Source organism: Autumnicola musiva, from assembly GCF_031846585.1.
Lineage (GTDB): Bacteria > Bacteroidota > Bacteroidia > Flavobacteriales > Flavobacteriaceae > Autumnicola > Autumnicola musiva.
Window position 1 is genome coordinate 167,689 of record NZ_JAVRHK010000010.1, and the last position, 13,018, is coordinate 180,706.

Below are 13,018 nucleotides of genomic sequence, written 5' to 3' on the forward strand. Positions count from 1 at the left end.
ATTTAATTTTAAAAATTAAGGTTTAGGCCGAATACTACTTGTCTACTTCTTGGAAAAGGAGAGTAATCTACTCCCGGAGTAAGCGGGGTACTCCTCCTGGTAGAAACTTCAGGATCAAGGCCAGAATAATTAGTTAGGATAAATACATTGTTTGCTGTCGCATAAAATCTTAGCTTGGAAATACCGGCTTTAGACATTAGGGAATCAGGCAGCGTATAACCCAATGTAATTGTATTCAACCTAAGGAATGATCCATCTTCTACTGCCCAGTCACTAAATACATAATTTCGCATGTATGGTGACCACATGGTTGTATTCTCGTTAGCTGCCGCAAGTGCGTCAGGATCTGTAATTAGCTGTCCAGTTTCAGGATTTAGATTAGTCCATCTTCTCCCATCTTCCATTATAGTACTTAAATTTCTATACTGACTATTTTCGTTGGCTGTAGTGTACTGAACCTTATTCGCATTATAAACATCATTACCCACGCTGTAATTAAAGGCTGCCGAAAAGTCGAATCCATAAGCATATGCATTAAGTACAAAACCACCTGTAAAATCTGGATTAGCATCCCCAATAAGAGAGTTATCATTAATATCCACTATCCCATCGTCATTGATATCTTTCAATTTTAAAGATCCTGGCATTACTTCACCTACAATATCACTATTATCTACAACTCCTGATTTTAATGTATAAGTATTTGATGTGGCGTCATAGTCAAAATCGGATACTTCATACCGCCCATCATTTCTATAACCATACATCGCTCCTACTGGCTGGTCCACCCAAACAGCGTAATCGCTGCCTATTTGGGAGGAGGCCCAGCCTGAATATTCCTGATAATTTTCTAGCGACCCCAAGGAATTAATCTTGTTCCTATTCGCTGATAAATTAAAAGAGAAATTTAGACCATAATCTGCTTTGGTGATGGCTCTAATATTTAAAGAACCCTCTACACCAGTATTTTGGATCTCCCCTAAGTTTCTATATTGAAATTCATATCCAGAGCCAGGAGTCCGGAAGGCAAGCAACAGATCTGTCGTAATGTTTTTATATGCTTCAACACTACCACTTAAAATTCCATTGAACAAATCAAAATCAAGACCAATATTTTGAGTAACGGTAGTCTCCCATTTAAGATCAGGATTAGCCAAAACTCTTGAGGCAGACCAATAGGATGGAATTTCATTTAAATAAGTTGTTGTATTAGATTGAAAGCTTTGTACAGTTTGCCCTGGTGGAATATTATTGTTACCCGCTTCCCCATAGCTTAATCTTAACTTTAAAGCAGAAAGCCAGTCTGTATCCCTTAGAAAATTTTCTTCTTTTAGCTTCCATGCTACCGCTGCCGAGGGAAAATATCCCCAACGATTATCTCCAAGAAACTTGCTGGAACCATCAGCCCGATAAGTAGCCGTTACTAAATATTTATTCTGAAATTCATAATTAACACGGCCAAAGAAAGATAACAGCTTATCATCCGGGCTATAGAAATTATCCACGCTCTGCGGAGTACCCTGAGTAGTTAATTTTCTTGTAGTTTCAAAATCAAAATCCCTCGGAAAACCTTGAATTTCTGTAGTTTCTTCATTGTTTTGAGTAACAATCATCTCTTCACCTAAAAGTAATTTTAGATTATGATCATCATTAAGGTATGTATTAAAATCAAAATTAATAGTATTAGCATTCCTAAAGCTTTCACGCTTGCGGTCCCTGTAAACAAGAGATGGCAATCCCTGATTTTCGGCAGAAGGCCTGTTGCTTGAATAATAAGTGGAACGTCCATAGAAACGATAATCCTGATCGTAGCGGGTGTCCAATCCAAAGTCAGATTGAAACCTAAGGTTTTCTATAATATCCCAACCAAAACTTCCCAGCATATTAAAATTCTTTCTTAATTGCTGTCTTTGGTTATCCGCAGTAGCTACAAAAGGATTTATTAAGTAACTTGCTACGGCTCCTTCTGTATCTGTATTTGTAGTGGTAAGACCAGAAATTGGAATTGGAGAATATTGAACACTGTATTTTAATCGGGAATCGGAAGAAGATATTTCATTTTGCTCATTGGCACCACCACCGTCAACTTCTGTATCTGAATATCTGATGGTAAAAGATAAATCTACCTTTTCACCTGCCTGGCTTTTTAAAGCAAGGGACAGGTTGTCTCTCTTATAACCGGAACCCACCATAATGGTATTTACATCATAATGAGCATAATTAAAGTTGAAGTTCATTTTTTCTGAACCACCCCGAATTGCAAAATCATGGCTTCGTACTTCACCCATATTTCCATAAATCTGCTTTTGCCAATTATTACCTTCCACTCCATCGTACTGATCGTAATCCTGCCACAGACCGAAATATCTTTCATATGAATCTAAATTTTCCGGATCGCTGAGTAAAGCATATTCATATTGCCACTTTACAAAATCTTCCGGAGAAAGCACATCTATGGTATTTGCAATTTTTTGAAATCCGAAGAAGGAATTAGCATTTACGGTTACTTTACCACTCACTCCATCCTTTGTCGTAATTATAATTACCCCGTTTGCTCCTCTGGAACCATAAATAGCGGTAGAGGAAGCATCTTTAAGTACAGATATGCTGGCAATATCGGTTGGGCTTATATCGCTCATGCTGTTCACAGGAAAACCATCTACAATTATCAATGGTGAGCTATCCTGTGTAAGTGAGCCATTCCCTCTAATCCGAACGTTTATTTCAGCATCAGGCGACCCTTCTGTAGAAGTTACCTGCACACCCGCAAGCCTTCCCGTTAATGTTTCAGCCACACTGGATTTAGCCTGCTCCGTTAATTCATCTCCCGAAATAGAAACCACCGAACCCGTTAAATCTGACTTTTTAGTAGTTCCATATCCTACCACGACAACTTCATCCAATGAGTTTTGATCTATTTGAAGTGAAACATCAATAGTACCTCTTTCATTAACATTAACTTCAAGAGTCTGAAAACCAACATAGCTAAACACCAACGTAGCATCTGGACCAGACACATTAATGCTGTAGTTACCATCAAAATCGGTAACCGTTCCATTTGAAGTCCCCTGCTCGAGAACCGTAACTCCGGGAAGCGGTCCCCCACTATCCTCAGCAGTCACCGTTCCGCTTATGTCTGTAGTCTGAGCGTAGAGTGAATTACCTGCAAATATGATAACGAACAATAGCAAAAGACATAAAGGAATACCTTCAGGCTTTCCCACGGAAAATAAATTTCTTCGGAAAGAAAATAATCTGTTGTGTAAATCTTTCTTCATAAATACTTCATTTAAAAAATGTGATTAAACATATTGAGTTTAGTAAAATTAATTTAGCCAGTACAACCATAATCGAAAACGATATCGAAATGTTAAATAGTTCAAACAGGTTTTCCATTGTAATACCAATCAACAGCCGAAACCAATCCTGATATTTAATTTTTTAAGAATGTAATCGATTACGTAAATATATTTATTAATTATGAATTACAAAATTTTTCTATCTATAAATTAAAAATTTATAATTATATATGAACGATGAATATCTATATGATGAAATGTTAGGTTATAAATCATGAATTACGCAATTAGGAAATTCTTCATTAAGGATTTTCTAACAAAACACAACGTTAAATGTAATCGATAGCATTATTATTTGAAGTGCAAATAGTAAATGCTCCTAAGTCCTTCTACCTTTGGATGTGGCATAACAAATAACTAAATGTAAGGAGATATGAATTCAAATTCAGAGTGAAGTGACCGAATTATACAGACAGAGAAACGTATAATACTACAAAAGCTCAGTAAAATGAATTTTACTGAGCTTTAGCTTTAACCAGTGAAAGTGACCCCTATGGTACAAAATTCGAACCGATTAATAGAGGATTTAAAGCTTTTGGCGGATATATATTAGCTGCGTAATCACTAATGGAATTTAAAGTAGCTGACAATGAATATTTTATTCGTAATAGGCAAATTTATGTCCCCATGTATCCCGTATTACCTCTTTTACTAATTCTTAAAAGAATTTATTATAAGTTTTCATATCCTACTCATAATATAATAAGAGTGAAAAAAGTATTATTCTGGCCCAAGTAGAATTACTATTAAAATATGCTGAACGCTTTTACAAAAGGCAATTTATTACCCGCGATAAAATAAATAATAGCATTCTAACAAAAACAGAAACCTTACTATCAGATTATTTCAATCAAGGATTATCATTAGAAAATGGATTACCAAGTGTAGAATATATTGCAAATGAGCTACATCTCTCCCCCAATTATTTAAGCAATTTACTAAAACAAATTACCGGCAAGAGTACCCAAGTGCACATTCACGAAAAGCTTATCGAAAAAGCCAAAGAAAAACTTTCCGGATCTTTATTAACGGTAAACGAAATTGCATATGAATTAGGCTTTGAACGACCTGAATCTTTTAGTAGACTTTTTAAAGATAAAACCAATATATCACCTTTAGAATTTAGAAAATCTTTTAAATGAAAAATCCTGATATATCTGCAATATTAGTGAGCTAGAATTGGTTTAGAACCCTGAAAATACACTTATATATAACCTAAAATTATCTATTCATAGATTTGACTAAGTTTTCCATAGATTTAGAAAAGTGATAAACTTCTTGTTACACCAATTTTGTATCATAATTTTAAATTTAAGAACAATGAATACAAAAAAAGTATGGTTTATAACAGGAGCTTCGAAAGGATTAGGGTTAACCCTAACTAAAAAATTACTCGCTCAGGGTTTTAGTGTAGCTGCTACTTCAAGAAATAAACAATCCCTGATTCAAGAAATGGGAGAAGAAAATGAAAATTTCCTAGCCTTGGAGATGGATTTGACCAATAATGAAAACGTGAAAAAAGCTATTGAGACTACTAATGCTCATTTTGGTAAAATTGATGTGGTAGTCAATAATGCTGGTTACAGTCAAATTGGAACTTTAGAAGAACTTTCTGCATACGAAGTAGAAAATAACTTTAAAGTGAATGTATTTGGTTCTCTTAATGTTATTAGGAATGCTGCTCCATATTTACGCAAGCAACAATTTGGGCATATTTTTAATATTTCTTCGATTGGTGGTTATACAGGAAATTTTGCCGGTTTTGGTATATACTGCTCTACAAAGTTTGCTGTTGCCGGTTTTACAGAAGCATTGGCAGAAGAAATGAAATCCTTTGGAGTTCATACCACTTTAGTTTATCCTGGATATTTTAGAACCAATTTTTTATCAGAAGGTTCTGTTCAAACTCCAGCATATGAAATTGAAGATTACAAAGCTGCTCGTGAAATGGAACAAGTTCATTTAAATGAAATCAACGGGAATCAACCCAATGACCCAGAAAAGGCAGCGCACGTATTTATTTCATTAAGTGAACAAGAAAATCCACCTTTACATTTCTTTATGGGAGAGGATGCATATCATTATGCAAATCTTAAAATTGAAACCATCCAAAAAGCGATGAAAGAGAACGAGATTTTGGGAACATCTACAGGATTTAACAATTAAATTTAGGGGAAATGACGATAATAGAATCAAAGGAATATATTGGAATGTGGGTAACAGAGGATGGAAATATCCGTCACGAATTATTGCCTAATAACCGATATGATGAAGCACGAGGCAATAGAAAAAGTGCTTATCAGGGAGGTTATAAAGTTTTAGGAAATCATATTGATTATAAAGATGATACAGGTTTCACAGCTGATGGGGAATTCAGAAATGGAATCCTGTATCACGCAGGAATGGTATTATACAAAGAAAATTAATTCTTACTTTTAAAAAATGAAAACCATACTTCGATTTAAATCTCTTAGTGAATTTCATAGCTATAGTAATTTAGCCAAGCCAGAGCACCCCTTAATTAGTCTGGTAGATTATAGCCACGTAAATTATCCATCAGATACTGATGAAATTAAATGGATACAAGATTTTTATTCTATTGGTTTAAAACGAAATGTAAGCGAAAAGTTCAATTATGGGCAGCAAAACTATGATTTTGACGAAGGTGTTTTGTCTTTTGTTGCACCCCAACAAACCCTGAACATACAAATAAATCAAGATGTGAAAGTAAATGCATCTGGGTGGTTATTATTGATCCACCCAGATTTTTTATGGAATACACCCTTGGCTACCCTTATTAAAAAGTATGACTTCTTCGGTTATGCCGTTAATGAGGCTCTATTTTTATCAGAAAAAGAAGAAAATAATTTAGTAGCGCTGTTTAAAAACATTCAAAAAGAATATCAATCGAATATTGATAAATTTAGTCAGAATATCATCATTTCACAGATTGAATTATTACTGAATTATGCTGAACGTTATTACGAAAGACAATTTATAACAAGGAAAATTACAAATCACCAAATCCTCACAAGATTGGAAGAACGTTTAAATTACTATTTCAACAACTCGGAGATTTTAGCTAACGGAATTCCCACGGTAAGCCAAATTGCAAATGATTTAAATCTATCTCCTAATTACTTAAGCAGTATTTTAAAAATAATTAGCGGACAAAGTACGCAGCAACACATTCAGAATAAACTTATTGAAAAAGCTAAAGAAAAATTATCGACCACAGAACTAAGTGTAAGTGAAATTGCTTTTGAATTAGGCTTTGAACATCCCGCCTCATTCAGTAAATTATTTAAGAATAAAACGAATAGTTCACCTATTGCATTTAGACAGTCTTTTAATTGAAAAATCCTGTTGAAATAAAGTTATTAAACTGATAATAAATCAGCTTAAATATGCTGTGTTAAAAAAATTCTCGGATGACCAATAAAACAGGTTTTTTAGCCGCATTATTTTCTGCCGTAGCTTGGTCAACCACAGGTATATATGTTAGATTTCTAAATGGTTTCTCCTCCCTGGAAATCGTAGCTGGACGTTGTTTGAGTGGGCTGTTATTTATTGTTTTATTTTTGGTTTTCGCCGTCCAGGCTTTTCAAAAAAAATATGGATATCCAAGTAAGCTTGGTTTTTACGCCTTTTAATGGGCAGTAATTTTGTATTGGTAGCAACTGCTTATCAAATCGCTCCAGTTGCAGATGTCGTTATTCTAACAAATACAACCCCATTGTTTGCACTGTTCTATAAAAGATTGAAAGGATTATTAATTACGTCCAAGCAGGTTTGGGGAGTATTGCTGGGAATGATCGGAGTTATTTTAGTGGTGATATCAGGAACTTGTTCTAATCCGGATTCAGCAAATAGTTTACATCTTGTCGGTGATTTAATGGCCTTGATTGCTGGAGCAGCAATGGCGGTATATTCCATTTTTTACAACACAATATCTTCAGTTAAAAAGCTTTCCTCGCAAGTAGCTACGTTCTTCACATTTTTAATAGGTAGCCTAGTAAGTCTTTTTATAATCGGTATATCCGGTGAAATGTTTTATATGGAGCATCTGCTGGATTTTAATGCTATATATTTTATCTTGGCTTTAGGAATTTTTGCCACTCTTTTACCAACCCTTTGTTAGGCTTATGCTTCATCAGTTTTAGCTTCAATAACTGTTAGCAGCAAGGCGAACCAAGACCACGCATTACCCAAATATTTTAGCTGTTTACAAACATTTCATTTTGACTACAACAACAATCGTTTTGGCTACACCTGTTGCTTAATAACACCGCAACTTTGTATAAACAAAAAAGACAGAAAATGAAAATTGTAGTAACAGGCTCATTGGGCAACATCAGCAGACCTCTTGCAGAAGAATTAATTGCAAAAGGACATTCGGTAACAGTTATCAGTAGCAGTCCCGAAAAACAAAAAGAAATTGAAAGTTTAGGAGCAAAAGCAGCCATAGGTACTATGGAAGATGTAGCTTTTCTAACAAAAACATTTAAAGGTGCTGATGCAGTGTATTGTATGGAAACGTTTGGCTTCTTCAATCCAGATTTTGATTATATACAATATATCAGCCAGATTGCACACAATTACAAAGATGCGATTGAAGCATCCGCAATAAAAAAAGTGATTCATCTGAGTAGCATTGGCGCTCATACTTCTGAAGGTGTCGGCATCCTGAAATTCCATCATTTAGCAGAAAGGATAATGAACCAACTTTCAGAAGATATAGTCATTAAATTTATTCGACCGGTCGGGTTCTATGTGAATTTGTTAGGGCAAATACCAACTATTAAATCCCAAGGTATTATCGTTTCTAATTTTGGTAATCACGAGAAAGAACCTTGGGTTTCGCCTTATGACATTGCTGATGTGATTGCGGAAGAATTCGGACTTCCATTTAATCAGAGAAAAATCCGTTATGTGGCTAGCGATGAAGTTTCGGCTATTGAAATTGCAGAAACATTAGGTAAGGCAATTGAACAACCCGATTTAAAATGGGTAACTGTAACTGATGAACAGTATTTGGATAGTTTACTAAACATTGGAATGAATAAGCAGATTGCTGAAGACTACGTGGCTATGCAAGCAGCACAACGAACAGGAAGTATTTACGAAGATTTCAATAACCACAAACCCACATTCGGCAAAGTGAAATTCTCTGATTTTGCCAAAGAGTTTACAGCCATATACAACCAATAATAAGTATCTTTATCACGGTATGCCAAACAAAAAACCATATAGAATTAAAACAATTAGTGAGTTTCATAGATTCAGAGGCCTGCCAGCTTCCGAGCATCCTTTAATCAGTGTCATAGATTACGCTTCAATTAAGCATTCCAATGAAAATAATTCAATGAGCTGGGTGCTTGATTTTTATGCTATTTCTTTGAAAAAATCATCTCACACCAAGTTTAAATATGGCCATCAGCAATGCGATTTTGATGAAGGTTCACTGTTTTTTATGTCACCAAACCAAGTATTTCGTGTGGAGGTTGATAAAAACCATAAACCAGTGAACTCAGGATGGCTATTACTTATTCATCCTGAGTTCATTTGGGGTACAGCATTGGCAAAAACTATCAAGCAATATGATTTTTTTGATTATGCCATAAACGAGGCATTGTTCCTCTCACCTAACGAAGAATTAACTATCAACAGTATTGTTCAAAACATTAAAAAAGAGTATCGAACAAGCGTCGATAAATTCAGCAAACAAATTATCAGTACGCATATTGAAAATTTGCTCAGTTATTCGGAACGGTTTTACAATCGCCAATTCGTCACAAGGGAAAAGACCAATCATCAAATTCTAGAACGTCTGGAAAAGCTATTGACAGATTACTTTAACAGTGATGATTTGATAATTAAAGGCTTACCATCTGTTCTATATGTTTCCGAGGAATTGAATGTATCTCAAAGTTACTTAGGTAGTCTACTTAGGGTGCAAACGGGACAAAATACGCAGCAACACATTCACAACAAATTGATAGAAAAAGCGAAAGAAAGACTATCTACAACAGACCTTTCAATTAGCGAAGTTGCCTACGAATTAGGCTTTGAACATTCGCAATCATTCAGCAAACTTTTCAAGACAAAGACCAATTTATCGCCTTTGGAATTCAGGCACTCGTTTAACTAAAATAAGCCCAGCTGCCAACACGGTTACCTCGCTAAGATTACTCACCCCTCTATTCGCAGCCTTTCTAGGTATTTTGTTTTTAAATGAAATCCCCAATGTATTATTTTGGCCCAGAGCTCTTATTCTATTAATTGGGTTATATCTAATTATTAAGGAAAAATAACTAACTGGGAACTAATTTTAACTCTATCTATCATTTCCTTAAAAGCAACCGATTTAACAGTTCAGGGATACTACCACGAATAAGATGGACTTGCAACAAAAAACGGGACAAAAAGTTAAGCTACATTTTTGAATTGAGATAATTCTTCAAATTCTAATATAGTTCTGTTACCCAGAGCTGAATGTCTTCTGTTTCTGTTATACAATGTTTCTATCCATTCAAACACCGCTAGAGCGGCCTGTTCTTTTCGCTCATATCGGGTTCTATATATGAGTTCTACCTTTATGGTGGATATTCCGAGCCAAAGTTTACCACTGTTCCGAGCCAAAGTTTACCACCGATTCCGAAGCAATGTTTACCACTGATTCCTGAGTATAGTTTACCAGAATAATCAGGGCAGAAATTTACAATTTTTCTGATTGATTAGGGTTTTTGAAAATGGAACTGTGCTTTTTTAAGCTGACATTCCGGCACAATGTTTACCAAAAATTCCGAAGCAAAGTTTACCACCAAGGGAGCAAATCCATGATACTGGAGTACATTAGGTTGCATAACCAACTCCTTAAAATCATGGCCAATAAAACCCTTGGTATGCAGAAAGTTAGACAAATACTATTATTCCTAAAACGAGATGTATCAGAGCGCAGTATTGCAGAGCAGACTGGTGTCTCCCGGCCCACTATTCATTCCTACCGGGGCATCTTTGAGACCAGTGGATTTGATTATGATACACTTTTAAAACTTAAAGATGCGGAACTTTATGAATTGGTAAAAACCAAAAAGAAAGGACCGGATCAGCCCCCGGATGTTCGTAAACTTTATTTTTTGGAGCAATCGGATTATTTTATCGCCGAATTAAGGCGTGTCGGAGTCACCAGACTACTGCTCTGGCAAGAGTATTTAAAGGAATATCCAGAAGGCTTTAGTTACTCTCGCTTTTGTGAATTGTTGGATATCCAGATCAATTTAAAGAGCCCTACAATGCTCTTTAAACATCATCCTGGAGAGCTTCTGGAAATTGATTTTGCAGGTGCTAAATTAAGCTATGTGGCCACTTCTACTGGGGAGATTATAGCCTGCCCGGTACTTATAAGGGTCCTTCCTTTTAGTGGTTTTGGTTTTGCAAAAGCATTACCCGATGCTTCACTTGCACAGGTAATTCCGGCCCTAAATGACATCTTAAACTATTTTGGCGGGGTGCCACTCAATGCTAAATCCGACAATATGAAACAATGGGTGGTGCGCAGCTGCAGGTATGAACCTACCTTTCCTCAGGCACTGGAGCAATGGGCCCTGCACAACCATATCGGACTATTAAACACTAGAGTAAAGGCCCCCAAAGATAAGCCATCTGTAGAGAACCAGGTGAAAATCGTCTACCGCCGGATATATGCTGCAATCCGGAACGAAACCTTCTATAGTATCCGGGAGCTAAATCAAGGAATAAGAAAAGCTTTGGAAGTCCATCATGATATGAATTTCCAGAAGAAATCCTTTAGCCGAAGGGAACTCTTCACCAGCCAGGAACTTCCGCTATTGCAAAACCTTCCTGAGCATCCTTACCAGTTCAATCATCTCACTAGAGCTAAGGTTCAAAAAAACTATCACGTGGTGATGGGAGAAGACTGGCACTTCTATAGCGTTCCTTACCACTACGTGGGTAAGGAAGTAAATATTATTTACGATACGGAAGCTGTTGAAATTTATTATCAGCTCGAGCGCATTGCCGTTCATCAGCGGAATTATAAAAAACATGGAATAACCACGCTTTTAGAACATATGCCCGAACATCATCGAAGGATGGCTGTACAACGAGGATGGACTCCGGATTATTATTTAAAACAAGCTGCGGATAATGATCCTCATACCAAAGAATTCTTTGAGAAGCTTATGAAAAGTAAGATCTCCGTACATCAGGCCTATGGCCCCTTCCTTGGGATTATGCGACTGATCAAAGAGTATGGAGGGCCCCGTGTGGAGACAGCCTGTAAAAGAGCACTTACCGGGAACCGCTATAACTACAAAGTGATAGCCACCATATTAGAAAACAAGATGGATCAGTTAGAGGAAAGTCCACCAGAGGAATCCCCCATACCCTCCCATCACAACAATCTTCGGGGACCAGAGGCCTTTACAAACAAAATGGAACATTAATAATTAATAAACCTTGAAAAATGAACACTGAAACAACCTTACAACAATTACACGGCCTAAGGCTTACCGGAATGGCCAAGCGGTATGAAACCTTGCTAAGCCTGCCTACCCATCAGCAGGAGGATGCTCACACCATTGTGGCCCTGATGTGCCAGGCAGAGCAAGAGTATAGAAGTGACAAGCAGACCCAAAGATTGCTTAAGGCCGGAAAGCTTCGCTATCGCGCCAACCTGGAAGAGGTTATTTGTAGCCCGGAACGAGGACTTACAAAAGAAACCCTATTACAATTAGCGGAAGGACACTACCTGGAGAAAGGACAAAATATACTGATTCACGGTCAAACTGGAACCGGTAAATCCTTCCTGGCCTGTGCCCTGGGACGCTCCGCCTGTCTTATGGGATATAAAACCCTTTACTTATCTATGAATAAATTTTTAGAAACCCTGGCGCAATCCAGAATTGATGGCACCTATTTAAAACTTATCAAGCAGTTAGCGGCAAAAAAGCTGATCATCCTGGATGATTTTGGTCTCAAACCCTTATCAGGGGATGCAAAATTAACCTTATTAGACCTCTTGGAAGATCGTTATGGCGATGGCTCGGTGATCATCACCTCTCAATTACCCTTTGAACATTTTTATGCGTTCCTGGATCAACCAACCGTCGCTGAGGCAATACTAGACAGACTGTCAGCAGCTGCACATAAATTAGAATTGCAAGGACAATCTTTACGTAAAAGAAAATAATGTTGTATAATTGATTTTTATAACCGTTCCCGCGGTGGAAAAAAGTAAGGTAAAACTGGTAAACTTACGCCAGGAATTTACTGGTAAACTTTAGAGCGGAATGGTGGTAAACTTTCCTCGGAATATCCATTTATGGTTTTAAAGAAGCTTTCTGCCACGGAATTATCCCAGCAGTTCCCTTTCCTGCTCATACTTTGTTGAACTCCCTCATAACTGTTCAATAGATTTCTAAAGGCATTGCAGGCATATTGAATACCTCTGTCCGAGTGAAATATAAGTTTACCCGATAGTGGCCTGTTCTTGATAGCCATCCTCCAGGCGGCTATGCATGTATTTACGGCACTCAAATCGCTACTGAGGGACTAGCATAAATATCGATGATTACCGTTAAATAAAGCCATCCTCTCTTGGTTCTGATGTAAGTGATATCCGACACCCAAGCCTA

Annotated in this window: 12 protein-coding genes and 1 pseudogene; 10 read left to right on the forward strand and 3 right to left on the reverse strand. The window is 36.7% G+C overall.

What is annotated here, in order from left to right; all coding sequences use genetic code 11:
* Nucleotides 1–8: 8 nt before the first annotated feature.
* Nucleotides 9–3,278: a SusC/RagA family TonB-linked outer membrane protein gene (locus tag RM539_RS13785; RefSeq protein WP_311503997.1), complete on the reverse strand. Its 3,270-nt coding sequence runs from the start codon at nucleotides 3,276–3,278 to the stop codon at nucleotides 9–11.
* A gap of 974 nt (nucleotides 3,279–4,252) precedes the next feature.
* Here RM539_RS13785 and RM539_RS13790 point away from each other — a divergent pair.
* The 8 genes from RM539_RS13790 to RM539_RS13825 all read left to right on the forward strand — a co-directional run bounded on the left by RM539_RS13790 (nucleotide 4,253) and on the right by RM539_RS13825 (nucleotide 9,510).
* Nucleotides 4,253–4,501, forward strand: a complete 249-nt coding sequence (locus tag RM539_RS13790) for a helix-turn-helix domain-containing protein (RefSeq protein ID WP_432264632.1) — start codon at nucleotides 4,253–4,255, stop codon at nucleotides 4,499–4,501.
* Nucleotides 4,502–4,679: 178 nt separating this feature from the next.
* Complete coding sequence (locus RM539_RS13795; protein WP_311503998.1) at nucleotides 4,680–5,525, forward strand: SDR family oxidoreductase; 846 nt, start codon at nucleotides 4,680–4,682, stop codon at nucleotides 5,523–5,525.
* An 11-nt stretch (nucleotides 5,526–5,536) separates the two neighbouring features.
* Nucleotides 5,537–5,785 carry an Atu4866 domain-containing protein gene (locus RM539_RS13800; RefSeq protein WP_311503999.1) on the forward strand — a complete coding sequence of 83 codons (249 nt, stop codon included), beginning with the start codon at nucleotides 5,537–5,539 and terminating at the stop codon, nucleotides 5,783–5,785.
* A gap of 16 nt (nucleotides 5,786–5,801) precedes the next feature.
* The gene (locus RM539_RS13805) at nucleotides 5,802–6,716 is read left to right on the forward strand and encodes a helix-turn-helix domain-containing protein (RefSeq protein WP_311504000.1); all 915 of its coding nucleotides are present in this window, start codon (nucleotides 5,802–5,804) and stop codon (nucleotides 6,714–6,716) included.
* A 74-nt stretch (nucleotides 6,717–6,790) separates the two neighbouring features.
* Nucleotides 6,791–7,012 carry an EamA family transporter gene (locus tag RM539_RS13810; RefSeq protein ID WP_311504001.1) on the forward strand — a complete coding sequence of 74 codons (222 nt, stop codon included), beginning with the start codon at nucleotides 6,791–6,793 and terminating at the stop codon, nucleotides 7,010–7,012.
* Nucleotides 7,012–7,500 (forward strand): hypothetical protein, encoded by a 489-nt coding sequence (locus tag RM539_RS13815; RefSeq protein WP_311504002.1) that lies wholly within the window; start codon nucleotides 7,012–7,014, stop codon nucleotides 7,498–7,500. The genes RM539_RS13810 and RM539_RS13815 overlap by 1 nt, the downstream gene beginning before the upstream one ends.
* Before the next feature lie 179 nt (nucleotides 7,501–7,679).
* Entirely contained in the window at nucleotides 7,680–8,570 is an 891-nt protein-coding gene (locus RM539_RS13820) for an NAD(P)H-binding protein (protein ID WP_311504003.1), read from the forward strand.
* Nucleotides 8,571–8,589: 19 nt separating this feature from the next.
* Entirely contained in the window at nucleotides 8,590–9,510 is a 921-nt protein-coding gene (locus RM539_RS13825; RefSeq protein ID WP_311504008.1) for a helix-turn-helix domain-containing protein, read from the forward strand.
* 278 nt (nucleotides 9,511–9,788) lie between these two features.
* Here the strand turns inward: RM539_RS13825 and RM539_RS13830 are convergent, their stop codons facing one another.
* Complete coding sequence (locus RM539_RS13830) at nucleotides 9,789–10,001, reverse strand: integrase core domain-containing protein (protein WP_432264631.1); 213 nt, start codon at nucleotides 9,999–10,001, stop codon at nucleotides 9,789–9,791.
* A 242-nt stretch (nucleotides 10,002–10,243) separates the two neighbouring features.
* On the opposite strand from RM539_RS13830, the gene istA reads away from it, so the two are divergent.
* Nucleotides 10,244–11,827, forward strand: coding sequence for an IS21 family transposase (gene istA / locus RM539_RS13835; protein WP_311504004.1), 1,584 nt, complete (start codon nucleotides 10,244–10,246; stop codon nucleotides 11,825–11,827).
* Between the two features lie 20 nt (nucleotides 11,828–11,847).
* Entirely contained in the window at nucleotides 11,848–12,573 is a 726-nt protein-coding gene (gene istB, locus RM539_RS13840) for an IS21-like element helper ATPase IstB (protein WP_311504005.1), read from the forward strand.
* A 131-nt stretch (nucleotides 12,574–12,704) separates the two neighbouring features.
* Here istB and RM539_RS13845 read toward each other — a convergent pair.
* Nucleotides 12,705–13,012 (reverse strand): annotated as a pseudogene (locus RM539_RS13845) (transposase); the annotation flags it as partial.
* Between the last annotated feature and the right edge of the window lie 6 nt (nucleotides 13,013–13,018).

Coding starts and splice junctions, on each gene's coding strand:
- RM539_RS13810 (WP_311504001.1), top strand. CDS start 6,791: ATGACCAATAAAACAGGTTTTTTAGCCGCATTATTTTCTGCCGTAGCT.
- RM539_RS13785 (WP_311503997.1), bottom strand. CDS start 3,278: ATGAAGAAAGATTTACACAACAGATTATTTTCTTTCCGAAGAAATTTA.
- RM539_RS13805 (WP_311504000.1), top strand. CDS start 5,802: ATGAAAACCATACTTCGATTTAAATCTCTTAGTGAATTTCATAGCTAT.
- RM539_RS13815 (WP_311504002.1), top strand. CDS start 7,012: ATGGGCAGTAATTTTGTATTGGTAGCAACTGCTTATCAAATCGCTCCA.
- RM539_RS13825 (WP_311504008.1), top strand. CDS start 8,590: ATGCCAAACAAAAAACCATATAGAATTAAAACAATTAGTGAGTTTCAT.
- istB (WP_311504005.1), top strand. CDS start 11,848: ATGAACACTGAAACAACCTTACAACAATTACACGGCCTAAGGCTTACC.
- RM539_RS13820 (WP_311504003.1), top strand. CDS start 7,680: ATGAAAATTGTAGTAACAGGCTCATTGGGCAACATCAGCAGACCTCTT.
- RM539_RS13800 (WP_311503999.1), top strand. CDS start 5,537: ATGACGATAATAGAATCAAAGGAATATATTGGAATGTGGGTAACAGAG.
- RM539_RS13795 (WP_311503998.1), top strand. CDS start 4,680: ATGAATACAAAAAAAGTATGGTTTATAACAGGAGCTTCGAAAGGATTA.
- istA (WP_311504004.1), top strand. CDS start 10,244: ATGGCCAATAAAACCCTTGGTATGCAGAAAGTTAGACAAATACTATTA.